Here is a 21,738-nt window from a genome sequence, read left to right on the forward strand (position 1 = left end):
TGGCGGCTCCTATACGTCAAAGTCCAGCACCACACCGTCACCGCGTGGCCACGACTGGCAGCTCAATACGTAGCCTGCCGCGAGTTGATCCGGCTCCAGGCTGTAGTTGACGGCCATGTCCACCTGACCGGCTTTTAACCGGCACTTGCAGGTGGCGCACACGCCGCCTTTGCAGGCATAGGGAAGATCGGCCCCCTGACGCAGCGCCGCGTCCAGAATGCTGTCGTCCTGCGAACCGACCTCGATATCCAACCGGCGGCCGTCGAGCAAAATCGCCACTCGCGTGGCGTTGCGCGGGGTGTCGTTGACCGGGCGGGCGACCACGCCGCTGGTGTTAAAGCGCTCGCTGTGGATACGCTCGGCGGCTACGCCAGCCTGTTCCAGCACGCTTTGGGCGTCGTCCATCATGGTTTGCGGGCCGCAGATAAAGGCATGGTCATAGTCGCGGTAATCCAGCAGCGCGCCGCCAATCGCCAACAGACGCTCGCGGTCGATGCGCCCACTGAGCAGCGGGCTGTCGAGGCTCTCCTGGCTGAACAGATACAGCGGCTGAAAACGTTGTGGATAGCGGTTTTTCAGATCGGACAGCGTCTCCTTGAACATCACCGAACGGCTGCTGCGGTTGCCGTAAATCAGCGTGAAGCTGCTGTTTGGTTCAAGTTGCAGGGTGGCTTTGATGATCGACAGCATCGGCGTGATGCCGGAACCGGCGGCAATCGCCAGATAGTTGCCGCTGTTTTCCGCCTGTGGCTGGTAGCCGAAACGGCCCTGCGGCACCATCACCTCCAGCGCGTCGCCGACTTTCAGTAGCCGATTAACGAACGAGGAAAAGCGGCCCTGATGGATGGCTTTAACGCCGATCTGCAGCAGCCCTTCCTGAGGAGCGCTGCAGATGGAGTAGCAGCGGCGCAGCTCTTCGCCATCCACCTGCGCCTTTAGCGTCAGATGTTGGCCGGGGGTGTAGCAGTAATGACTTTTCAGCTCTTCGGGCACGCGCAGAGTGATAGCTACGGCGTCCGGCGTTTCGCGCTCGATGGCGGCGACGTTCAGGCGATGGAAGACCGTCATGGTTTTCTGCGCTCCTAAATGCATTTGAAATAGTCGAAGGGTTCGCGGCAATCGCAGCAGCGATACAGCGCTTTGCAGGCGGTGGAGCCGAATTCGCTGATTTTTTCGCTGTGGGTGCTGCCGCAGCGCGGGCAGGGCACCGGGCCTGCAGCCTGCGGTTTGTCGCAGGTATGGCCCTGTGGCGGTGCGACGCCGTATTCACGCAGCCGTTCACGCGCCGAGGCGTTCATCCAGTCGGTGGTCCACGCCGGGCTGAGGCGAATGTCCACTTTGACCGGGGCAAAGCCGGCCTCGGCCAGCCGCTGCTCGATGGCTTCGAGCAGGAACTCGGTGGCGGGGCAGCCGGAGTAGGTTGGCGTAAAGGTAATGCGCCAGCCGTTGCCGTCGGCTTCAACGTCGCGAACCATGCCCAGATCGGTAATCGACAGCACCGGCAGTTCCGGATCGCTGATCTGTTGCAGGCAGTGCCAGATTTGCGGAATTTCCGCGGCCTGCAGCCGGGTAATGTTCATAGCTGCCCCTTACCAGTTTGCGTTGGGATAGGCGCGTTGCAGGAACTGCATCTCGGCCAGCAGCGGACCAAGATGTTCGCTGTGCCGACCCTGTTTACCGCCGTGGCGGAACGCCTGCTCTGCCGGCAGCGTCAGGGTGGCCTGTTGCAGCGTTTCTTCAACCAGCGCCAGCCACGGAGCCTCAAGCTGGCGCGGATCGGCGGCGATACCCTGTTCTGCCAACTGCAGTTCAAGCTCGTCGGCATGGAACAGTTCGGCGGTAAAACGCCACAGGCCATCCAGCGACTGCTGCATTTTTTGGTGGCTGACGGGGCTGCCGTCACCCAGACGGATCATCCAGCCACGGCTGAAACGCAGGTGGTAATGCGCCTCTTTCAGTGACTTGGCGGCGATGGCGGCGAGTTGCGCATCGTGACTTTGGCTCAAGGCCTGATGCAACTGCACGTGGTAGGCGTCCATCAGGAACTGCCGCACCAGAGTGTCGTTGAAGCCGCCGTTGGGCTGTTCCGCCAGCAGCAGGTTATGGAACTCACGTTCGTCACGGCCGAAGGCCAGTCGGTCTTCGCTGAATTGCGGCCCGGCCAGTTCGGCGGCATAACCGAGAAAGTTGCGCGCCTGGCCGAGTAGGTCCAGGCCGATATTGGCCAACGCCAGGTCGATCTCCAGTTCCGGCGCGTGGCCGCACCAGGCGCACAAGCGCTGGGCGAGGATCAGTGGCGTATCGCCCTGACGCAGGACATAGGTGACGAGTGGATCGTTATTGAAGGTCATGGTCGCCCCTACATGTTCTTGATGCCGTCGGGAATGGTGTAGAACGTCGGATGACGGTAGATCTTGTCATCGGACGGATCGAAAAAGGCTTCGCGATCTTCCGGCTGCGAGGCGATCAGATGGCTGGATTGCACCACCCAGATTGAGCAGCCTTCGTTGCGGCGGGTATAGGCATCGCGGGCGTTTTCCAGCGCCATCTGGTCGTCGGCGGCGTGCAGGCTGCCGACATGACGGTGCGCCAGCCCTTGTTTGCTGCGGATAAACACTTCATACAGTGGCCATTGGGCATGTGTCATCATCGGTTCCTTATGCGGCGGTTGAGGTGTTTTTTGACGCGTGGGCCAGAGCGCCATCGCGTACCCAGGCACCGTCCTCCCAGGCGCGGCGTTTGGCTTGCAGCCGTTCGTGGTTACATTGGCCGCGCCCCTTGATCACCTCATGCAGTTCACTCCAGTCGATTTCGCCAAAGCGGTAGTGGCCGGTGGCTTCGTCCCAGGCCAAATCGTCGTCTGGTGCGACCATGCCCAGGGCTTCCAACTGGGGGACGGTGTTGTCGACAAATTTCTGCCGTAACTCATCGTTGCTGTGGCGTTTGATTTTCCAGGCCATGCTCTGCGCGCTGTGCGGTGAATCGGTGTCGCTGGGGCCAAACATCATCAGTACCGGCCACCAGAAGCGGTTAATCGCATCTTGCAGCATGGCTTTCTGTTGTTCGCTGCCGTTTGCCATCGCCATGACCGCTTCGTAACCCTGGCGCTGGTGGAAGCTCTCTTCCTTGCAAATTTTCACCATCGCCCGCGCATAGGGGCCGTAGGACGCACGACACAGCGCCACCTGGTTAACGATGGCCGCGCCATCCACCAACCAGCCGATCACCCCGATATCCGCCCAGTTGAGCGTCGGGTAATTGAAGATCGAGGAGTATTTCATCTTGCCGTCGAGCATCTTCTGGTAAATATCCTGACGAGAGCAGCCCAGGGTTTCCGCGGCGCTGTACAGGTACAGGCCGTGCCCCGCTTCGTCCTGCACCTTGGCCAACAACACCGCCTTGCGGCGCAGGGTAGGTGCGCGCGTCAACCAGTTGGCTTCCGGTAACATGCCGACCACTTCGGAATGGGCATGTTGGCCAATCTGGCGGATCAGGTTTTGGCGGTAGGCGTCCGGCATCCAGTCTTTGGCCTCAATCGAGGTATCCGCCGCAATTTTGTCGTCGAAGTGCTGCTGATGTTGCGCGTCAGTTGTCATGCGTGCCTCTTGGTGATTCGTATTTTTCACATTAAATATAAAAATGTGAATCACGTTAACTAACCATAAGGCTACAAACTGATAACAAAAAGATCAAACGGCATTTGTGTGGTTTTGCGAGGGTGCTCACAAGGAGTGTTGTTATAATGTTGTTTTTAAATGAAATTAAAAATTAATCCATGAGAGTAAAACGCCTGTCTGAGCGCTTTCAATGTCTGGTTGTTTTTATTTTGTTAAATTTCATTCTGGTGAAAACTGGACAATATGTGATACGTAATTAATCCTTGTGGTGTAAATTTATGAATTCCGGAGGAGCAAATGCAGCAGCTACACAGTTATCTTTCTGGCGCCTGGGTGTACGGCCAGGGCAAAGCCCGTGAAATCCACCATGCCGTCACCGGCCAACCGCTGTATCAGGTTTGTTCCGACGGGCTACCGCTGGCCGCCAGTCTGGAGTATGCGCGCAGCAAGGGCGGCAAGGCGCTGGCACAGATGACCTTCCAGCAGCGCGCACAAATGATGAAAGCGGTGGCTAAGCACCTGCTGGCCAACAAAGAAACGCTGTATGAGATTTCGTACCAGACCGGCGCGACTCGCAGTGACGGCTGGGTGGATATCGAAGGCGGTATCGCCACGCTGTTTGCCTATGCCGGGCTGGCAGGGCGCGAACTGCCGGACGATACCCTGTGGCCGGAAGACGAACTGATCCCGCTGTCCAAACAGGCGCAGTTTGCCGCCCGACACGTGCTGACTTCACGCCCTGGCGTGGCGTTGCATATTAATGCTTTTAACTTTCCCTGCTGGGGGATGCTGGAAAAACTGGCGCCCACCTGGTTGGCCGGCATGCCGGCGATCATCAAACCGGCGACCGCCACGGCGCAGCTGACGCAGGCGATGGTCAGACTGATTATCGACAGCGGTCTGGTGCCAGAGGGCGCGTTGCAACTGGTATGCGGTGGCGTCGGCGATATGTTTGAACATCTGGATTATCAGGATGCGGTGACCTTTACCGGCTCGGCGCAGACCGGTCAGCAGCTGCGTGCGCACCCGCGCCTGTTGCAAAAGTCGATTGCTTTCACCATGGAGGCAGACTCGCTCAACTGCTGCGTGCTGGGCGAGGACGTTACGCCGCAGATGCCGGAGTTTGCGCTGTTTATCAAAGAAGTGTGCCGCGAGATGACCGCCAAGGCCGGGCAAAAATGTACCGCAATCCGGCGGATTATCGTGCCGGCGAAACGGGTGGCAGAGGTACAGCAGGCGCTGTTGCAGCGGCTGAGTGGCGTCACGGTGGGCGATCCTAAACTGGAACAGGTGCGGATGGGGGCCTTGGTCAGCCGCGAACAGCGCGACGATGTGCAACAGAAGGTGGATTACCTGCTGCATAACGGTTGCGAACCGTTGTGCGGCGCGAGAACGGATAACCTGGAGGTGAGCGGGGCAGGCGTGCAGCAGGGGGCTTTTTATCCGGCCACGCTGTTGTACTGTGCCGATCCCTTTAGCCATCAGGCGGTGCACGGCACAGAAGCATTCGGCCCGGTAGCGACGCTGATGCCCTATCAGCATACCGAACAGGCGATTGAGCTGGCGTTAATGGGCCAGGGAAGTCTGGCTGGCTCACTGGTGACCGCCGATGAGGCGCTGGCGACGCGCTTTATTCGCGCCACCGCCTGCGCGCATGGCCGAATGCTGATCCTGGATCAACAGGCGGCGGTGGAGTCCACCGGCCACGGTTCTCCGTTGCCGATGCTGGTGCACGGCGGGCCAGGGCGAGCCGGTGGCGGTGAAGAATTGGGTGGGCTACGCGCGGTAAAACACTATATGCAACGCACGGCCATTCAGGGCAGTCCGGCTATGCTGGCGGCAATCGGCCGTGAGTGGGTGCGCGGCGCGACGGTGATTGAAGAGCCGGTACATCCGTTCCGCAAATACTTCGAGCAACTGCGCCTGGGCGAAAGCCTGCTGACGGCGCGGCGTACCGTGACCGAGGCCGATATCGTCAATTTTGCCTGCCTGAGTGGCGACCACTTCTATGCCCATATGGACAAGATCGGCGCGGCCGAATCGCTGTTTGGCGAGCGGGTCGCGCACGGCTACTTTGTGGTTTCTGCCGCCGCCGGGCTGTTTGTTGATCCAGGCGTCGGGCCGGTGATTGCCAACTACGGTATGGAAAACCTGCGCTTTATCGAGCCGGTGAAGATTGGCGATACCCTTCAGGTACGGCTGACCTGCAAAAAGAAAATCCGTAAGCCGCAGAAAACGGCGGAGGATCGTCCGCACGGCGTGGTGGTATGGGATGTTCAGGTGCTCAACCAGCATCAGCAGGCGGTGGCGCTGTACAGTATCCTGACGTTGGTGGCGCGGCAGGAAGGGGACTTCGGTCCGACAAGCTAAAGGCCGGTGAGATGGCGCCATGGTAAGATGCACCATCTCCTGACACAGAGTTTGTGGCGACGATGATCCAACAACTCCAACTGAGCGGTTTTCGCTCTATACGTAATTTGCAGCTGCAATTGGGCCGTCTGAATGTGATCAGCGGCCCGAACGGTTGCGGAAAATCTAACCTGTATAAAGCGGTGCGATTGATCCACGAGGCCGCCTGTGGGCGGCTTTCTGCTGCGTTGGCTGAAGAGGGGGGCATTCAGAAGGCGATGTGGGCCGGCGGATTGCGACCGGGTGATCGCCGGGGCGATCCGAAACGGATGCTGTTGTCAGCCACCCTGGATGATTTCGACTATCAGCTGCAGCTAGGCTTCCCTGAGCCGACCGGCAGCCTGTTTCAACTCGACCCGCTGGTCAAAGAGGAGTCACTGTGGATCTCGGGCCACGGTCGTCGACCTTCAACCCGGGTACTCGAAAGGCGCAACCAGAGTGCATTCCTGACGAATATCCAGGGCGATCGCGCCACTTATCCTGCCAGTCTCCATGCGGAGGAATCGGTATTTGGTCAGCTTGCCGATCCGCATCTGTATCCTGAAGTGTCCCAGGTACGAGAGAATCTGCGGCAGTGGCGTTTTTACCACGAGTTTGCCGTGTGGCCCGGTTCACCGTTGCGAGCGCCACAGGTGGGTATTCGCGCGCCGGTGCTGGCGCATGACGGCAGTAATCTGGCGGCCGCTTTTGAAACCATCTGCGAGATCGGCAACGGCGAGTTGCTGCGCGACATTCTGGCGCAGGCGTTTCCCGACAGCGAATTTGAAATTCAGGCCCCTCAGGGACGCTTCCAGCTATTGATGCACCGTGCCGGCATTTTACGCCCCTTGGAGAGTGCCGAACTTTCCGACGGCACGCTGCGTTTCCTCTGTTTGGCGGTAGCGATGCTCAGCCCGCGGCCGCCGGCATTTATGGCATTCAATGAACCTGAAAACAGTCTGCATCCGCAACTGTTACCGGCATTGGCCATGCTGATCGCTGAAGCCAGCCGTTATAGCCAATTGTGGATCACCAGCCACTCACCGCAGCTTGCCGAACTGATTGGCCGCCATAGCGAGGTTACCCACTATCAACTGGCACAGCAGCAGGGTGAAACCCTGCTGGCGGAACCGGATTAGATCAAGGGCTGGTGTAGCAGGGTTTCCAGTACCTTGAGCGGTGATTGCTGTGGATTCTTCATTGCGGTGACGGGCAACAGGAAAGTTTGCTCCAGCATAAACTGACCCGCCATCGCCGCGTGTGGCGTCTGATCGGAGAAACAGATCCAACTGCTGCCCGGCGGCAAGTCGAGCGCCAGCTGCGGGCCCTGTTGCTGATAGTGCTGGTCGGCTTTCATGGCATCATGCAGTTGCAGCATCAGGTGGTCGTAATGACTGCGGCGCCGTTTGGTGATGCCGACCTTGTGCTGCAGCCAGCTGTTCAGCGGTGAATAGCGGCCCAGGCGCGGCATAAAGCGTTGCGCCAGTTGAGGAAAGGGTTCGCCGATGCGCCATTGGCGAAGTTCGCCATTGGGGTTGATGTTGGTGAAGATGCGCAGAATGCGCTCACCATAGTTCGGGCGCGACGGGAAGGCATCGACGTGCAGCCGGCTATCATCCTTGCGCCATGAGCTGGTCTTGCGCCAGGCCGCAACCGGATGCAGGCGCAGGGTGTTGACCGGCGAATGCAGGGCTTGTTGGTAGTGGGGGAGCAGGGTGGCAACCAGTTGCAGGCAGGTTTGATAATAGCGTGACAGCAACGTCTCGACCTGTGGCTGCTGCGCGGCTATCGCCACGCCGGATAATTTGCTCGTTTCTGGCCAGTAGCTGATGTTTTTACGTTTTGTATCGACCAACGCGGGATCCAGCAGCGCCATTTCACCAGCCAACAAGGGAAACGCCAGTTCGGGCAAAAATACCAGCTTGCCTTGTTCAAGCGCTTCGACGGCAGAGGGGGAAAAGGGCGCTGGGGCGCTATCCCACTGCTGCTGTGGCAACGTTATTAACGCCTGCTCCGGCGTCAGGTTTTCCATGCGCATAATATCTCCTTGCGAAGGGGATGTTTTGATTGTTTTTATTTGAAAGGAATATATAACCAGCGGGAATTATTGTTGAATTGAACTAGTTGATGCTAATAGCTGGATTGAATTATCCTAGCACTATTAAAATGCGCCAAAAAGTAAACAGATATTAAACGACGCGCTAATGGCACGAATGGATAAAAATAGATTTAATCGCTATTAATTAATTTATCAGCGAAAGTAGATTAACGATTTAAATTAAATTTAGTTTTATGATCAGCGGGTTGATTTTGATTTTCCGAGCGGAAAAAAACAAATTCAGGGGCCGCCTCCGAGGGAGGCGGCCCAATGGGTCAGGCGGGATAAATGCGGTTTTTCCCTTGTGCTTTGGCTTGATACAGGGCGCTGTCAGCCTGATTAATAAAGCCAATTGGCGTGTCGTTATACATATGCGGCACTTTGGCGAAGATGCCAATACTGATGGTGACAATACCGTGAGGGTTGCCCGTATGCGGTATTTTCAGCTCCCGCACCGATTCAATCACCCGTTCGGCGAAAATCAGTGCGCCCTGAGTGTCGGTATCCGGCAGAATAATGGCCATTTCCTCACCGCCATAGCGGGCCATAATATCGTTGCTGCGGCACGCCAGCCCTTTCAACGTTTGTCCAATCTGTTGCAGACACTGATCGCCAGCTACGTGACCGTAGATGTCGTTATATTGTTTGAAACAGTCGATATCCAGCATCAGCAACGCCACGCTGCGGTAATTGCGTGAAGCGCGCATCAGTTCGTTCTTCATGGCGATATCAAACTGACGGCGGTTGGCCAGGCCGGTTAACCCGTCCAGCAACGCCAACTCTTCCAACGTTCGGTTGATGGTAGTGAGCTGATCGCGGGTGCGCATCAGTTCAGCTTCGGTGCGTACGCTGTGGTTAATCTGGCGCATCAGTACCAGACCCATCGCCAGTAAAATGATTAACAGCGTCGCGCCACCCAGGGCAAACACGCCGGTATCATTACGCCAGTCGGACAGCGCATCTTCCTTCGACAGTCCGGCAGCTATCACCAGCGGATAGCGATTAACCCGCGAATAACCGTAGATCCGTTCCACCTTGTCGTACCGCGAAGTGATGGTGGCATTGCCGAACTCAGAGTGGGGTAGAATTTCGCGGAACAACACGCCTTCCGAAATATTTTTGCCAATCGCGGCAATGGAGTAGGGGCGGCGGTAGAGAATGGTGCCGTCCGCCAACAGCAGGTTGAGCGAGGCGTCACTGTTCAATGCGAAGGTGTCGTAAAATTGGCGGAAATAATCGACATACAGCGTGGCCAGTACCACCCCATTAAAGCTACCGTCCGGGTTGTTGATCCGGCGTGAGACCGGAATGATCAAATCACCGGTAGAGCGGCTGCGTACCACTTTGCCGATAAATATCGCGCTGCTGTTGTGGCTCAGGTGGAATTTGAAATACTCACGATCGGCATTGTTGGCATTTTGTATGAACCGGCCCGATGAGGTGACGATCCAGTTCCCTTGAGCATCGTAAACAAACAGGCCATGCAACTGGGGCAGGTTGCCAACCTGCGTTTGCATCACTTTCTGTAGTCGCAGCTGTTGCGGTTGGCTCAGGCCGTCGGTCTGAATGCGTTCGGTCAGATCGGACAGCGTAGTGTCGGTCTGCATAAAGGTGTCATCGGCATGCTGTGCCAGAGAGCGGGCCAGGTTGGCCGATTCATTTTCGGCACTTTGCAAGTCGCGCTGGTGCGCATTCCAAATCTGCCAGCCGTTAAACAGAATCAGCGTGACGGCAACGATGACGACAAATACGCCGGCCTGAAAAAGTAACGGGGAATTTTTACCGTTGCGTGGCCGTTCGGCATCCTGCGGTTGCTGCTGTGTCATGTCACCCTTGTTATAAAGTCTTTAAATCGTGTTAAGAACAATCTTACATCTTATTCGTTAATCACGCCGACCACTACTCCCTTAACATCAAAAATGCATGAGCCACTCAAGCGGAGTGTTACAATTCGCCGCAAAACCGGCATAGAAAATACAGGGTTCACGCATATGTCTGACTACATCATTATTACTTTGCTGACGCTGGTGGTTTATTACCCGCTGACCTTGGGGGTGCTGGCGCTAATGATGATTTTTGCCTGGCGGCAGCGTAAATCGCCCTATTGGCGTTTGGGACTGGTGCTGTTGACGGTGCTGTTTGTGCTGTTCGCGATGGCGGCTTATGACTGGTATCACTACCGTTGACCTTGGCACCAGGGTATCCGCTGTCGGTGGCGGACACCCTGGCGGGATGACGGGTTATTCAACGTTAATCATCCAATTGACCCCGAACTGGTCGGTCAGCATGCCAAAACCCTTGGCCCAGAAGGTGGCCTGGTATGGCATGGTGACCTGGCCGCCCTGCGCCAGCTTCTCGAATAATGCTCGGCCTTGTTCCACGTCGCTCGGATCCAGCGACAGGGCAAATCCTTTATGCGAAGCTTCGCCGCCGTCCTGCGGACACCCATCGGAGGCCATCAGCGCCGTTTCGCCAATCAGTAGACGGGCATGCATGATGGACTCTGGATTGACGTCCTGAGGACCGCCTTGCTTGGCCTCCTCGGGCATATCTTTGTAGCGCATAATCATTTCGATTCTGGCGCCCAGCTGCTGCTGGTAGAAGTTGATCGCCTGTTCACAGTTACCGTTAAAAAAAAGATAGGGTTGAATCAACATGACATTGACCTCTGTTGTGGCCCGTCAGGCGTTTTGCATCCCACGGGCGAGGGACAATAGTTTCTGGTTGTGACTATTGCTGCCGGGAACTTACAAGTGTAGTGCGATTTACGCCGAATGCCCGGCGGGCGATCACGCTGTGGAAATTAACGGCCTGATCGTTGCTATTGACCGAAAAAGCGGGATGGTTCATCCCAATTTGGACAGATTATCTGAGCGGTCACAGTTTCTATACTCGTTGCAACCTTCACTAACGGAGTCACTGTAATGAGCAAGCAATCTTTGAATGGAAAAGTGGTGTTGATCGCCGGCGGCGCCAAGAACCTGGGTGGCCTGGTGGCGCGTGATTTGGCCGCCAACGGCGCGGCGGCCGTGGTGGTGCACTACAACAGCGACGCCACTCGTGCTGCCGCGGAGGAAACGTTGCGGGCGGTTAAGGCGGCAGGTGCCGAGGCGATTGCGGTGCAGGGCGATCTCACCCAGCCGGCTAACGTGGCGCTGCTGTTTGAGGAGGCCGTCAAGGCGTTTGGCAAGGTGGACATTGCCATCAATACCGCCGGTCTGGTGATTAAAAAACCGATTGCCGAAGTGACCGAAGCCGACTACGACAGCAGTTTCGACATCAATGCCAAAGCGGCATTTTTCTTTATCCAGCAGGCCGGTAAACATTTGGCCGATAACGGCCGAATTGTGACCATTGTCAGCTCGCTGTTGGCGGCCTATACGCCATTTTATGCGGTCTATCCGGGCAGCAAGGCGCCGGTGGAGCACTTTACCCGCGCGGCTTCCAAGGAGTTTGGCGAACGCGGTATCAGCGTGAACGCCATTGGTCCGGGGCCAATGGATACGCCGTTCTTCTATGGCCAGGAAAGCAAGGAGGCGGTGGCGTACCACAGCAGTGCCGCCGCGCTGAGCAAGTTCTCGAAAACCGGTCTGACCGACATCGAGGACATTGCGCCGATCGTTAAATTTTTGGTCACTGACGGCTGGTGGATCACCGGGCAGACGCTGTTCGCCAACGGTGGCTATACTACCCGTTAACCTTAATTCTGCTGCGGCCCAGGCCGCAGCCTGTTAATCAGGACGCACAACCGGTGGATAAAATAGGGAGATTACGGGTTTTTATCCAGGTTGCTGAGGTGGGCAGTTTTATCCGCGCTTCGCAAATCCTGTTGATGCCAAAAACCACGGTTTCGGCGGCGATACAACAACTGGAACACGAAATGGGTGCCCGCCTGTTTCACCGCACCACTCGCCGGGTGCAATTGACCAGCGACGGTGAGCTGTTGCTCGAAAAAGCGCGCAGCCTGTTGTTCGACGTTCAAACACTGGAAGGCCTGTTTCATCGGCAAAACGGCCCGATCGACGGTCGTTTGACGGTCGATGTGCCCAGTCGTATAGCCCGGCGAATGATAGTGCCTGCGCTGCCGGACTTTTTTGTGCAGTACCCCGACATTCAACTGTTTCTCAGCGCCAGCGACCGTTCGATCGATTTGATCCAGGAAGGGATCGACTGCGTGGTGCGCGTCGGCAGTCTCAGCGACAGTAGCCTGGTCAGCCAGCCGCTGGGGCGATTAAGCATGATCAACTGCGCCAGCCCGGACTATTTGCAACGTTACGGCACGCCGGAGCATCCTGAGCAGTTGGCGGGGCATTGGGGGGTAGGCTACGCGCAGCCGACTTTGGCCGGGGCAGATACCTGGGTTTGGCAGCGGGGCGATCAGCACATGGAAAAAATCTTGCGTAGCCGGGTCACGGTAAACAATGCGGAAAATTATATTGGGTGCTGTCTGGCAGGATTAGGGATGATTCAGATACCGCGCTTTGATGTTCAGCACTACCTGGAGGACGGGAGCTTATGTGAGGTTTTGCCGCAGGCCCGGCCACCGGCAATGGGCATTGCCTTGCTTTATCCTCACCGCCGCCAACGTTCGGCGCGTTTAACCGCCTTTGCCGAGTGGTTCAGCCACCTTATCAAGCCCTTTTGTGAAAATTGAGGCCCGGTAGCCAATGGGATTTTTATCCAAACGGCTCGCTATTTGTCATTCGTTTTCAACTGATTAAATTTGCAGACAAAACAAGACACATTTAAAACCACTCGAAAAGTGACAAAGCGCGTGTAACATCACTGGAACAACAAGGCGGCAGAACCGTCCCAGGCGGCGGCTAGCGCATAGATTGCAGCCAGTATCAGCAGAAACGGTGTGTTGGTCATGGTCTGTCCCCTGCAGCAATATTCACCTGTTGTTATAGCGCGGAGTAATGACAGTTTGATGAATGCGGTTGATTTTTGCACAGCTAAATTCAGACACACGGAAATGGGTAAACTGCTGATATTTGTCTATAGTAACAGTGTGAATATGCGTGTTTATCAAGATTCACCCTGCATCGCGCTGCCGTTAACGGTCAGCACAGGGCAACAGGATTGTGGTTGTGAAAGTATCGTCAGGGTTGGATCAGGCGCCGACGCGGGCCTGAAAACAGAGTTTCTTTGGGCAAAAAGTAATAGGGAGAGTAAAAATGGGCATCATTTCCTGGATCATTTTTGGGTTAATCGCCGGTATCTTGGCTAAATGGATTATGCCGGGCAAAGACGGCGGCGGCTTTATCGTAACCGTTATTCTGGGGATCATCGGTGCGGTTGTCGGCGGCTATATCAGTACCTTCTTCGGTATGGGCCGTGTTGATGGCTTCAACCTGGGCAGCTTTGTTGTCGCGGTCATCGGTGCCCTGGTGGTGCTTTTTGTCTACAGAAAGATCAGAAATTAATCAGTTGCTGATCAACAGGGTCGCTGCGGCGGCCCTTTTTCGTTAAATCACTGCGGTCGAGCGGCAGAGCCGACGATCGGAAGGGGAATACCATGGGTCTGTTTGATAGCGTATTGGGCAACATTCTGGGCGGTGCCAACGGTAAGGGCATTGATTACGTCGCCATTATGCAATGGGTTGAGCAGCAGGGTGGCCTGCAGGCGATTCTGGACAAGTTCCGCCAGGGTCAATTCGGCGATGTGGTCGGCTCGTGGCTGGGCAACGGTGAAAACCAGCAGATTAGCGGCGATCACGTGCAGCAAGCGCTGGGCAGCGATGCCATCAACCAACTGGCGGAAAAGCTGGGGATCGATCCGGCTCAGGCTTCAGCCACCATTGCACAGTTCCTGCCAACGGTCGCTGACGCGGCCTCGCCAAATGGCGAAGTGCAGTCGAACAGCAACGAACTGGGTGACATGGTCGGTAAACTGTTCAAATAATCTTTATGCCCCTGGCACCTTGTCGGGGGCTTTGTTCACCCTAATTCCCTCAATACTCCCCAACGCCGCCAGCAAATAATCTACCCAGGCCCGGACTTTACCGGGAATAAACCGCGCTGCGGGGTAAACCGCATGCAGCGCCATCGGCGGATAATGCCAGGCCGTTAACACCGGTACCAGGTTGCCGTTGGCCAGTTGCCGACCAATCAGCGGGCGCTGTGCTCCGCCAATACCCAATCCTGATTCGATGGCCGCCAGCAGCGAAAACGTATTGTTGGCGCGAAAGACCGGGCGCAGGTTCACTATCTCGGCACCCTGAGGGCCAATTAAGGTCAGCGCATCGCCGTCACTCAAGCCGCTATAGCGGATATGCGGATGTCTCGCCAGCTCTGCGGGAGTTTGCGGCTCGCCCTGCGCTGCCAGATAGGCCGGGGAAGCCACTAAAATACGCTGTAATTCCCCCAGCCGGCGCGCCACCGTGCCCGGCGTATTTATTTCGCCAAAGCGGATCGCCACGTCGATACCTTCACCGATCACGTCAGCCCGGCGATCGTCGAGCAACAGTTCGATATTCAATTCCGGATGCTGTTGCTGAAAAGCTATCGCCAGCGGCGTCAGGTGCTGTTGACCGAAGCCGGTCGGGGCATGGATGCGCAAGGGGCCCTGCAGCCGCTGCTGCATGCCGTGCAGCGCTTCCTCTGCTTCACTCACCGCCGCCAGAATCGGTTTGATTTGCCGATAATAGCCGCCGCCAGCGTCGGTCAGCGTGACGGAGCGGGTGCTGCGAAACAGCAACTGCACGCCCAGTTGTTGTTCCAGACCGGTAATCTGCTGGCTGACCGCCGGCTGCGTCAGGCCCAAATCGCGGGCGGCTGCCGAGAGGCTGCCCAGTTCCGCGACCCGCATGAAAGTCTTCATGGCGTTCAGCTTGTCCATCAGCGCTCCAGTTATAGATTTTACTTATAAGTGTTAGCAACACTACGCCTCTACCGCAAGCTTTGCTAATCACTCACAGTGAGGGCCTCAAACAAAAGCGAGCGGGGTGACCTATGCAAAATGAAAAACTGGCGTTGGTAGTCGGGGCTAACGGCGTGATTGGCGGCAAGCTGATTGAAGAACTGGAACGGCAAGGTTGGCCGGTGGTTGGCCTGTCACGACGCGGGGGCGTCAATCGGCCGCAAGTGCGCTATGTGGCGGTCGATCTGTTGGATGCTCAGGCGACGCGCAATGCCTTGCGCCCGCTAACCGAGGTCAGCCATATTTTCTATGCCGCTTATCAGGATGCGCCGGACTGGGCGGGGCTGGTTGCACCGAATCTGGCGATGTTGGCCAATGTGGTGGAGGCGCTGGAGCCGGTAGCGCATGGGTTGGAGCACATCAGCCTGATGCAGGGCTATAAAGTTTACGGCGCTCATCTGGGGCCGTTCAAGACGCCGGCGCGGGAAAACGATGCCGGGCACATGCCGCCGGAGTTTAATCTTGAGCAGCAGAGCTATCTTGAACGGCGTCAGCAGGGCAAAAATTGGCGTTGGAGCGCGATCCGGCCCAGCGTGGTGGGGGGCTTCTCGCTCGGCAATCCGATGAATCTGGCCCTGACTATCGCGGTCTATGCCTCCATCAGCAAGTCTCTGGGGTTGCCGCTGCGATTCCCCGGCAAGCCGGGGGCCTATCACAGCCTGCTGGAAATGACCGATGCGGGTCTGCTGGCGCGCGCCACGCTATGGGCTGCGACGGAACCGGCGGCTGCCAATCAGGCGTTTAATATCAACAATGGCGATCTGTTTCGCTGGAGTGAGATGTGGCCGAAAATTGCCGGCTACTTTGGTTTGGAAGTGGCGCCGCCGCTGCCTATGCCGCTGACGTCGGTGATGGCAGACAAAAGCGAGTTGTGGCAGGCGCTGGCGCGGCAGCATGGCCTGGCCGAAGCGGATTATCGCGCGGTGGCGAGCTGGCGCTTCGCGGACTTTGTTTTCTCGTGGGATTACGACATGTTTGCGGACGGCAGCAAGGCGCGACGCTTTGGCTTTCATCAGTTTGTCGACACCGAAGCGATGCTGTTCGCACTGTTTGACGAATTCCGTCGTCGCAAGATTATTCCTTAAGCCCGCTGGCGGGGGATAGGTTTTTTATGGCAATCTTTGGCTGCCGCCAGATACGGCAGCCAAGAGGCCGTCACCCCGACAGGCCCAGGCCGATGAGAATGAGGAAATAAACGTGACAGGGATTACCGCCATACTGACGCTTTTGCTGGCGCTGGTGACCATTGCGCCGCTTTCAAAGCATGCAGCCTGGTGGATTCGGGTGTGGGATTTTCCCCGCCTGCAGATACTGGCGCTTTCGCTACTGGTGTTGTTGCTGAATCTGCTGTTTGTGCCGCTGTCGCCTTGGGTGTGGGGCATGATGGCGCTGAACCTGGCCTGTGTGGTTTACCAGGCGGCCTGGATTTACCCTTACACCCGGCTGAGCAAACCGCAGGTGCTGGACTTTACCGGCTATCAAAAAAAGCCGCGTATCCGCATTCTGGTGTCCAATGTGTTAACACCCAATCGCCAGGCGGATAAGCTACTGGCGTTGGTGGCGACCGAGCGTCCGGACGTGCTGGTGGCGGTGGAAACCGACCGCTGGTGGGAACAACAGCTCTCGGTGCTGGAGCAGGATTATCCGTACACGTTGAAATGCCCGTTGGATAATCTGTATGGCATGCACGTTTATTCGCGGCTGAAACTCAGCGATGCGCAGATCCAATATCTGGTGGATGATCAGATCCCGTCGATGCACATGATGGTGCATTTGCCGCATGGGCCGCAGGTGCGCCTGCACTGCGTTCACCCGATGCCGCCGAGCCCTACCGAAAACGAGGAATCGGAAGACCGCGACGCCGAACTGGTGATGGTCGGGAAAAGTGCGGCCAAATCGGAGTTTCCGGTGATTGTGACCGGCGATCTGAATGACGTGGCTTGGTCGACCACCACCCGGTTGTTCCTTAAAGTCAGCGGTTTGTTGGATCCGCGCCGCGGTCGGGGCATGTTCAGCACCTTTCATGCCGGTTATCCGTTCCTGCGTTGGCCATTGGATCACGTGTTTCACAGCGATGATTTCGTGCTCGGATCGCTGCGTCGGTTGACCAGCGTCGGTTCAGATCACTTCCCGATTATGGTGGAGTTGGTGTATTCGCCGCAGCAGGGGGCGCAGCAGGAAAGCCTGGAGAAAGACAGCGAAGATGAAGCGCTGGCGCAGGAAAAGTTAGACAGTACCGACTCAACGCCTGGAGACGTGCATACGCCAGGCAGGTGAAACAGGCCCCGCAGCCTAGGCTGCGGGGCACAGATTAGAGGGTCAGCATGATCTTGCCGATGTGCTGGCTCGACTCCATCAACGCATGGGCTTCGGCTGCTTGTTCCAGCGGGTAGGTTTTGAAGATCTGCGGTTTTAACGCACCGCGATCCAGCAATGGCCAAACCTTTTGCAGCAAATCGGCGGCAATACCCGCTTTGTCTTCAACGCTTCGCGAACGCAGCGTGGAACCGGTGTGGGTCAGACGTTTGAGCAGCAGCGGCATCAGGTTCAACTCCTTCACCACGCCATTCTGGGTGCCAATTTGCACAATGCGGCCATCCATCGCTGCCGCCTGGTAGTTTTTCGCCAGGTAGTCGCCGGCGATCAAATCGACAATCACGTCTGCCCCTTTGCCGTTAGTTGCGTGCCGGGTCTGCTCGACAAAATCCTCGTCGCGATAGTTGATCGACACATCGGCCCCCAAGGCCAGGCTGGCCTGACGCTTCTCTTCCGAGCCAACGGTGGTAATCACATGAGCACAGAAAGCTTTCGCCAGCAGGGTGGCGACGGTACCAATGCCGGAAGTGCCGCCGTGGATCAAAACGGTTTCGCCAGCTTTCAGGTTGCCGCGCTGGAACACATTGACCCACACGGTAAAGAAGGTTTCCGGGATGGCTGCTGCCTCAACCAGGCTAAATCCTTTGGGGACCGACAGCGCATTGCTTTCATGCACCTTGCAGTATTCGGCATAGCCGCCACCGGCAATCAGGGCGCAGACGCTATCGCCAACGGCATAATTTTGCACACCAACGCCGGTGGCGACCACCACGCCAGCGATCTCCAGGCCCGGGATATCCGATGCGCCGGGAGGCGGTGCGTATTGGCCGCGGCGTTGCAACACGTCAGGGCGGTTAACCCCGGCGGCGGCGACCTTCACCAGGATCTCCCCTTGTTGCAGGGACGGCAGCGGCCGCTGTGCGACAACCAAAACTTCCGGTTCGCCGGGCTGGCTGATCTCAATGGCTTTCATGGTGCTGGGCAGTTGCGGGTTCGCAGACATGACGATTCTCCTCGGTTGGCATTCAGGCGCAGTGACCCATCTAGGTAACCAGCTGCAGTAATTGATGATTTATCTTACTGAAATGCTAAGGAGAGAGTGTAGCTCACAAGGCGATTTTTTCGGGGGAAGGGGGCGCCGCCGCAAGGGCGGCATAACATCAATCATTTGGCGGGATGCGAAAACCTTTTAGCGAGACGATAAAGTGTTCTTTACCTTTGGAAATCTTGGCACCTCTATCACACCACAGGCTGGCGAGCTGGAAAAAATCATCGCTGTCGATGTCATAGGCCAGTTCGATTTTTTTCGCCGTACCGTAGCGGATCAGCTTTTCGGCTTCCTGGTGGTTTGTTGCTTTAATCATGGTGGTCATAACGAAATCCTTGGTGTTGAGCCAGTGCGGATAATCGCCGACCATGATATGGCTATATTGTGACAATTTTGTGATAAAAAAATGACAGAGCGCAGTTGTGTGGCCTGAGGCACAGCGTCGATGCCGTACCCCGGCCACTTTTGCGTCAACGATCGTGCGGACGCAGCAAAGTACTTTTCTTCTGTGATTTAAAGTGTTTATACAGTGCGAAACCTGCGATGCCGGCTAACACTGCCAGCAAAGATAAATATTCAGTCGCCATCTGGCCAACCTCCGATAACGCGTGGCTTGAGAGCGGTTATTTGTGACAGCTATCACGTTATGCCGCAATGAGACCATTCTGTAAGGGCGGAACGGACTGGTATTCAGACATAAAAAAAGCGCCTATAGGGAGGCGCATAAAAAATTGCAACACAGCTTGTTGTGTCCAGCACCAGGAGGAGTGGTGAACAGGTGACCATTATATAAAGTGCGCGTTTGCGCAGATATAGGGATAACTCTTAAAGCGTGGTTACCATTGATAACCCATGTTCACGCTGTACTCGGGATCCTGATTGGTGGAATAGGGATCAGACTGGCGACGGCGGTCGGTTTTTTTCACCGGGCTGTTCAGCGATGAATACGGTTTGGTGCGCTTCTGGCTACACCCGGGGTGATCGCATTCCAGATCGACCCGAAAACCGGTTTTCTCTTCTGTTTCTGACCACACCACGGGCGCCTTGGCGGTTTTTTCCGCGGGGCCGAGCGCGGCTTTGGGCGCGGGCGCGGGTTTGATGCTGGGCTCAGGTGCCTTGTAGGAAAGATCCAGCGCCTGGGCTGGGGCGCTCAATATTAACAGCGTGGTGCAGCAAAATGCTGCCAGCGTATGCCCTCTAAGCATGGTCAATCTCCCTTTATAGTTACGCTGCGCAACTATAAAACAGTCAGACGAGAATTACTATCATTTGTGACCTCTGAGGGGCCGGTGCCAGAGTTGGCGGCGTTCAGGTTCAGGTCTAGTATATGAGCAACTTCCCGTTATAAGACATTGGACTATGACCACTGACACTGCGGCGCTCAGTTTACGCCAGCGCAGCTATCGGCTGCTGTTCGACAACCATTCGCGCATCGGCCGCAGGATGGAAACCTTTTGGGTCGCTACCGCGTTGCTGAGCGTGATTTTGTTGTTCCTCGAACCAGGGGGCAGTGCCCTTTACGCGCCCGGTCGGCAGGCCATTTATCTGTTCTTTTGGGCGGAGGTGGTATTTACCTTCATTTTTACTCTCGAGTATCTGTTACGCCTGTGGAGTACGCCGCGTGAGCAGCACTATGCCCTGAGCTTTTTCGGCATGGTCGATTTGTTGACGGTACTGCCGCTGTACATCATCTGGTTGTTCCCGCATATGACGGTGGAATTTGTGATGCTGCTGCGTGTCCTGAGGGTATTGCGGGTATTGCGGGTATTGAAACTGCTGCGTTACATGAGCGAAATGGGCATGATTTGGCGCAGCATCAAGCTGGCGCGCCATAAGCTGGCAATGTTTTTTGGCTTTGTCGCCGTGGTGTTGTGCGTGTTTGGCGGTTTGATGTATGCGATAGAGGGCGGTAGCGGCGGGTTTACCAGCCTGGCGGCGTCTATCTATTGGGCAGTCGTCACGCTGACCACCGTAGGCTACGGCGATATCGTCCCCCATACTCCGCTGGGCCGATTATTGACCTCCGTCCTGATTCTGGTGGGCTATTCAATCATCGCGGTGCCGACCGGGATTCTGACGGCTTACATGTCGCAAGAACTGCAGCGCAGTCGTGAAAGGCGAAATTGTGAACAATGTCAACGAGGTGGCCATGAGACAGAGGCGATATTTTGCAAATATTGCGGCAGCCGATTACCCCCATTATCGGGTAAGCAGAGCCAGAAGTGACCAAAAAACAAGCGAAATGGGTTAAATCCTGTGCATTTGGCCCCGTTTCCACAGAGGGGCAAACAAAAAGAGTTGCTATTAAAGTCCCATCGTGAGTTAATGCTTCTCGGCCTGTGGTACAGACCTATTTATGCACGACATTTTGAGTAAAGTAGTTCAAATTTAAAGCGTTATCCTAGATAGCACTTCACTGACGAATTTCCTTTCTAGTGCCTCCATAAGTAACTGATGACCGGCTATATCTTGCCCATGGTGGCTTACATTTAATATTGAAGGAATTAGACATGTCTAACATGATCAAAGGTCAAGTGAAGTGGTTCAACGAGTCTAAAGGTTTTGGTTTCATCACTCCAGCAGACGGCAGCAAAGACGTGTTCGTACACTTCTCTGCTATCCAGGATCAAGGCTTCAAGACCCTGGCTGAAGGCCAGAACGTACAGTTCTCTATCGAGAACGGTGCTAAAGGTCCGTCAGCGGCTAACGTTACCGCTATCTAATCGGCTCTTCTGCTGATTAACAAAAACCCGCCAAGGCGGGTTTTTTTGTGCCTGTAATTTGGCGCAGGCAAAAAAAAGCCCGCAAGTCTGCGGGCAAAAGTTCCTTGTTACTTCTTCATTTGCTGATACTTCTCTGGGGGGAAGCACCAGGAAACAGACTAACCGTTGTGCGCTTAAGATTCTGCGGACAAAACGTTAAGAAAGTGAAAAGCTGAGGGTCCGGTGGACTGCTACGCTTTAGTGAGAACCGTACAGGCGAGTGGCGAATTCCCTGTCGGCGCAGTATTTTTCTCACCGCATTTTGTAATACACTGACATCAATGATAAATGATGGGGTACGGCATGAAAGTGAACGATCTGGTCACCGTAAAGACGGATGGCATACAGCGGCGTGAAGGGGTGATCCTGGCGGTAGAAGAGTTTAATGAAGGGATTATGTATCTGGTCTCTTTGCCGGACTATCCTGCCGGTGTCTGGTTCTTCAACGAGATTGACAGCCGTGATGGGACCTTTGTTGAGCTTAGGCAGACGGAAACCAGGTCATAGTCTGATACCGAGCCAATACTTCTCTGGCGCATTAATTTAATCTGCAAAACTTCCGTGAGGGAATTATTCCGGAGGGGGAA

The 21,738-nt window shown here is 56.1% G+C and carries 24 protein-coding genes; 12 read left to right on the forward strand and 12 right to left on the reverse strand.

The window, feature by feature from the left end:
• Positions 1-9 precede the first annotated feature (9 nt).
• Genes paaE through paaA form a run of 5 tightly spaced genes read right to left on the reverse strand, consistent with a single transcriptional unit; the run spans position 10 to position 3,596 of the window.
• Positions 10-1,068, reverse strand: a complete 1,059-nt coding sequence (paaE, locus tag AC1RKG_RS09300) for a 1,2-phenylacetyl-CoA epoxidase subunit PaaE (protein ID WP_116690227.1) — start codon at positions 1,066-1,068, stop codon at positions 10-12.
• Positions 1,069-1,082: 14 nt separating this feature from the next.
• Positions 1,083-1,580 carry a 1,2-phenylacetyl-CoA epoxidase subunit PaaD gene (gene paaD / locus AC1RKG_RS09305; protein ID WP_493182834.1) on the reverse strand — a complete coding sequence of 166 codons (498 nt, stop codon included), beginning with the start codon at positions 1,578-1,580 and terminating at the stop codon, positions 1,083-1,085.
• A 9-nt stretch (positions 1,581-1,589) separates the two neighbouring features.
• The gene (gene paaC / locus AC1RKG_RS09310) at positions 1,590-2,351 is read right to left on the reverse strand and encodes a 1,2-phenylacetyl-CoA epoxidase subunit PaaC (protein ID WP_493182836.1); all 762 of its coding nucleotides are present in this window, start codon (positions 2,349-2,351) and stop codon (positions 1,590-1,592) included.
• 8 nt (positions 2,352-2,359) lie between these two features.
• Positions 2,360-2,647: a 1,2-phenylacetyl-CoA epoxidase subunit PaaB gene (paaB, locus tag AC1RKG_RS09315; protein ID WP_020827596.1), complete on the reverse strand. Its 288-nt coding sequence runs from the start codon at positions 2,645-2,647 to the stop codon at positions 2,360-2,362.
• A gap of 10 nt (positions 2,648-2,657) precedes the next feature.
• The gene (paaA, locus tag AC1RKG_RS09320) at positions 2,658-3,596 is read right to left on the reverse strand and encodes a 1,2-phenylacetyl-CoA epoxidase subunit PaaA (protein ID WP_044552223.1); all 939 of its coding nucleotides are present in this window, start codon (positions 3,594-3,596) and stop codon (positions 2,658-2,660) included.
• Positions 3,597-3,914: 318 nt separating this feature from the next.
• Between paaA and paaZ the strand changes: the two genes are divergently transcribed.
• Positions 3,915-5,987: a phenylacetic acid degradation bifunctional protein PaaZ gene (gene paaZ / locus AC1RKG_RS09325; RefSeq protein ID WP_046373208.1), complete on the forward strand. Its 2,073-nt coding sequence runs from the start codon at positions 3,915-3,917 to the stop codon at positions 5,985-5,987.
• 62 nt (positions 5,988-6,049) lie between these two features.
• Positions 6,050-7,144 (forward strand): AAA family ATPase, encoded by a 1,095-nt coding sequence (locus AC1RKG_RS09330; RefSeq protein WP_046373209.1) that lies wholly within the window; start codon positions 6,050-6,052, stop codon positions 7,142-7,144.
• Here AC1RKG_RS09330 and kdoO read toward each other — a convergent pair.
• Together kdoO and AC1RKG_RS09340 are read right to left on the reverse strand one after the other, a co-directional pair.
• Positions 7,141-8,037, reverse strand: coding sequence for a Kdo hydroxylase KdoO (gene kdoO / locus AC1RKG_RS09335; protein WP_493183016.1), 897 nt, complete (start codon positions 8,035-8,037; stop codon positions 7,141-7,143). The genes AC1RKG_RS09330 and kdoO overlap by 4 nt on opposite strands.
• 341 nt (positions 8,038-8,378) lie before the next feature.
• Complete coding sequence (locus tag AC1RKG_RS09340) at positions 8,379-9,929, reverse strand: sensor domain-containing diguanylate cyclase (protein WP_493182839.1); 1,551 nt, start codon at positions 9,927-9,929, stop codon at positions 8,379-8,381.
• A 165-nt stretch (positions 9,930-10,094) separates the two neighbouring features.
• Here AC1RKG_RS09340 and AC1RKG_RS09345 point away from each other — a divergent pair, with 165 nt between their 5' ends.
• The gene (locus AC1RKG_RS09345; RefSeq protein WP_020827590.1) at positions 10,095-10,289 is read left to right on the forward strand and encodes a hypothetical protein; all 195 of its coding nucleotides are present in this window, start codon (positions 10,095-10,097) and stop codon (positions 10,287-10,289) included.
• 54 nt (positions 10,290-10,343) lie between these two features.
• Here the strand turns inward: AC1RKG_RS09345 and yjdN are convergent, their stop codons facing one another.
• Complete coding sequence (gene yjdN, locus AC1RKG_RS09350) at positions 10,344-10,760, reverse strand: VOC family metalloprotein YjdN (protein ID WP_020827589.1); 417 nt, start codon at positions 10,758-10,760, stop codon at positions 10,344-10,346.
• A 267-nt stretch (positions 10,761-11,027) separates the two neighbouring features.
• On the opposite strand from yjdN, the gene AC1RKG_RS09355 reads away from it, so the two are divergent.
• From AC1RKG_RS09355 to AC1RKG_RS09370, 4 genes are all read left to right on the forward strand, one after another.
• A complete protein-coding gene (locus AC1RKG_RS09355; protein WP_410528811.1) occupies positions 11,028-11,801 on the forward strand; it encodes an SDR family oxidoreductase in 774 nt (257 codons plus the stop codon).
• Positions 11,802-11,854: 53 nt separating this feature from the next.
• The gene (locus tag AC1RKG_RS09360) at positions 11,855-12,757 is read left to right on the forward strand and encodes a LysR family transcriptional regulator (RefSeq protein ID WP_041414723.1); all 903 of its coding nucleotides are present in this window, start codon (positions 11,855-11,857) and stop codon (positions 12,755-12,757) included.
• A 523-nt stretch (positions 12,758-13,280) separates the two neighbouring features.
• Positions 13,281-13,529, forward strand: a complete 249-nt coding sequence (locus AC1RKG_RS09365) for a GlsB/YeaQ/YmgE family stress response membrane protein (protein WP_017893301.1) — start codon at positions 13,281-13,283, stop codon at positions 13,527-13,529.
• A 92-nt stretch (positions 13,530-13,621) separates the two neighbouring features.
• Positions 13,622-14,008 (forward strand): YidB family protein, encoded by a 387-nt coding sequence (locus tag AC1RKG_RS09370; protein WP_020827585.1) that lies wholly within the window; start codon positions 13,622-13,624, stop codon positions 14,006-14,008.
• Positions 14,009-14,011: 3 nt separating this feature from the next.
• On the opposite strand, the gene AC1RKG_RS09375 is transcribed toward AC1RKG_RS09370, so the two are convergent.
• The gene (locus tag AC1RKG_RS09375; protein WP_493182841.1) at positions 14,012-14,944 is read right to left on the reverse strand and encodes a LysR family transcriptional regulator; all 933 of its coding nucleotides are present in this window, start codon (positions 14,942-14,944) and stop codon (positions 14,012-14,014) included.
• A gap of 113 nt (positions 14,945-15,057) precedes the next feature.
• On the opposite strand from AC1RKG_RS09375, the gene AC1RKG_RS09380 reads away from it, so the two are divergent.
• Complete coding sequence (locus AC1RKG_RS09380) at positions 15,058-16,110, forward strand: SDR family oxidoreductase (RefSeq protein ID WP_493182842.1); 1,053 nt, start codon at positions 15,058-15,060, stop codon at positions 16,108-16,110.
• Between the two features lie 112 nt (positions 16,111-16,222).
• On the forward strand, positions 16,223-17,302 hold the full coding sequence (locus tag AC1RKG_RS09385) for an endonuclease/exonuclease/phosphatase family protein (RefSeq protein ID WP_130016365.1): 1,080 nt from the start codon (positions 16,223-16,225) through the stop codon (positions 17,300-17,302).
• A 34-nt stretch (positions 17,303-17,336) separates the two neighbouring features.
• Here AC1RKG_RS09385 and AC1RKG_RS09390 read toward each other — a convergent pair whose 3' ends face one another.
• From AC1RKG_RS09390 to AC1RKG_RS09400, 3 genes are all read right to left on the reverse strand, one after another.
• Complete coding sequence (locus tag AC1RKG_RS09390) at positions 17,337-18,344, reverse strand: NAD(P)H-quinone oxidoreductase (RefSeq protein ID WP_493182844.1); 1,008 nt, start codon at positions 18,342-18,344, stop codon at positions 17,337-17,339.
• A 157-nt stretch (positions 18,345-18,501) separates the two neighbouring features.
• Positions 18,502-18,714, reverse strand: coding sequence for a hypothetical protein (locus AC1RKG_RS09395; protein WP_041415483.1), 213 nt, complete (start codon positions 18,712-18,714; stop codon positions 18,502-18,504).
• Between the two features lie 511 nt (positions 18,715-19,225).
• A complete protein-coding gene (locus AC1RKG_RS09400) occupies positions 19,226-19,594 on the reverse strand; it encodes a hypothetical protein (RefSeq protein ID WP_122079736.1) in 369 nt (122 codons plus the stop codon).
• Between the two features lie 154 nt (positions 19,595-19,748).
• Between AC1RKG_RS09400 and AC1RKG_RS09405 the strand changes: the two genes are divergently transcribed.
• The 3 genes from AC1RKG_RS09405 (at position 19,749) to dsrB (ending at position 21,658) form a co-directional block, all read left to right on the forward strand.
• The gene (locus AC1RKG_RS09405) at positions 19,749-20,615 is read left to right on the forward strand and encodes an ion transporter (protein ID WP_122079735.1); all 867 of its coding nucleotides are present in this window, start codon (positions 19,749-19,751) and stop codon (positions 20,613-20,615) included.
• A gap of 284 nt (positions 20,616-20,899) precedes the next feature.
• On the forward strand, positions 20,900-21,112 hold the full coding sequence (gene cspE / locus AC1RKG_RS09410; RefSeq protein ID WP_004946278.1) for a transcription antiterminator/RNA stability regulator CspE: 213 nt from the start codon (positions 20,900-20,902) through the stop codon (positions 21,110-21,112).
• Positions 21,113-21,454: 342 nt separating this feature from the next.
• Positions 21,455-21,658 (forward strand): protein DsrB, encoded by a 204-nt coding sequence (gene dsrB / locus AC1RKG_RS09415; protein WP_122080645.1) that lies wholly within the window; start codon positions 21,455-21,457, stop codon positions 21,656-21,658.
• The last annotated feature ends 80 nt before the right edge of the window (positions 21,659-21,738 follow it).

The organism is Serratia sp. GW822-FHT06D09, assembly GCF_058799515.1.

Coding starts and splice junctions, on each gene's coding strand:
- kdoO (WP_493183016.1), bottom strand. CDS start 8,037: ATGGAAAACCTGACGCCGGAGCAGGCGTTAATAACGTTGCCACAGCAG.
- paaD (WP_493182834.1), bottom strand. CDS start 1,580: ATGAACATTACCCGGCTGCAGGCCGCGGAAATTCCGCAAATCTGGCAC.
- paaZ (WP_046373208.1), top strand. CDS start 3,915: ATGCAGCAGCTACACAGTTATCTTTCTGGCGCCTGGGTGTACGGCCAG.
- cspE (WP_004946278.1), top strand. CDS start 20,900: ATGTCTAACATGATCAAAGGTCAAGTGAAGTGGTTCAACGAGTCTAAA.
- AC1RKG_RS09340 (WP_493182839.1), bottom strand. CDS start 9,929: ATGACACAGCAGCAACCGCAGGATGCCGAACGGCCACGCAACGGTAAA.
- AC1RKG_RS09380 (WP_493182842.1), top strand. CDS start 15,058: ATGCAAAATGAAAAACTGGCGTTGGTAGTCGGGGCTAACGGCGTGATT.
- AC1RKG_RS09330 (WP_046373209.1), top strand. CDS start 6,050: ATGATCCAACAACTCCAACTGAGCGGTTTTCGCTCTATACGTAATTTG.
- yjdN (WP_020827589.1), bottom strand. CDS start 10,760: ATGTTGATTCAACCCTATCTTTTTTTTAACGGTAACTGTGAACAGGCG.
- AC1RKG_RS09395 (WP_041415483.1), bottom strand. CDS start 18,714: ATGACCACCATGATTAAAGCAACAAACCACCAGGAAGCCGAAAAGCTG.
- dsrB (WP_122080645.1), top strand. CDS start 21,455: ATGAAAGTGAACGATCTGGTCACCGTAAAGACGGATGGCATACAGCGG.
- AC1RKG_RS09365 (WP_017893301.1), top strand. CDS start 13,281: ATGGGCATCATTTCCTGGATCATTTTTGGGTTAATCGCCGGTATCTTG.
- AC1RKG_RS09375 (WP_493182841.1), bottom strand. CDS start 14,944: ATGGACAAGCTGAACGCCATGAAGACTTTCATGCGGGTCGCGGAACTG.
- paaB (WP_020827596.1), bottom strand. CDS start 2,647: ATGACACATGCCCAATGGCCACTGTATGAAGTGTTTATCCGCAGCAAA.
- AC1RKG_RS09405 (WP_122079735.1), top strand. CDS start 19,749: ATGACCACTGACACTGCGGCGCTCAGTTTACGCCAGCGCAGCTATCGG.
- AC1RKG_RS09370 (WP_020827585.1), top strand. CDS start 13,622: ATGGGTCTGTTTGATAGCGTATTGGGCAACATTCTGGGCGGTGCCAAC.
- AC1RKG_RS09355 (WP_410528811.1), top strand. CDS start 11,028: ATGAGCAAGCAATCTTTGAATGGAAAAGTGGTGTTGATCGCCGGCGGC.
- AC1RKG_RS09345 (WP_020827590.1), top strand. CDS start 10,095: ATGTCTGACTACATCATTATTACTTTGCTGACGCTGGTGGTTTATTAC.
- paaC (WP_493182836.1), bottom strand. CDS start 2,351: ATGACCTTCAATAACGATCCACTCGTCACCTATGTCCTGCGTCAGGGC.
- AC1RKG_RS09390 (WP_493182844.1), bottom strand. CDS start 18,344: ATGTCTGCGAACCCGCAACTGCCCAGCACCATGAAAGCCATTGAGATC.
- paaE (WP_116690227.1), bottom strand. CDS start 1,068: ATGACGGTCTTCCATCGCCTGAACGTCGCCGCCATCGAGCGCGAAACG.
- paaA (WP_044552223.1), bottom strand. CDS start 3,596: ATGACAACTGACGCGCAACATCAGCAGCACTTCGACGACAAAATTGCG.
- AC1RKG_RS09400 (WP_122079736.1), bottom strand. CDS start 19,594: ATGCTTAGAGGGCATACGCTGGCAGCATTTTGCTGCACCACGCTGTTA.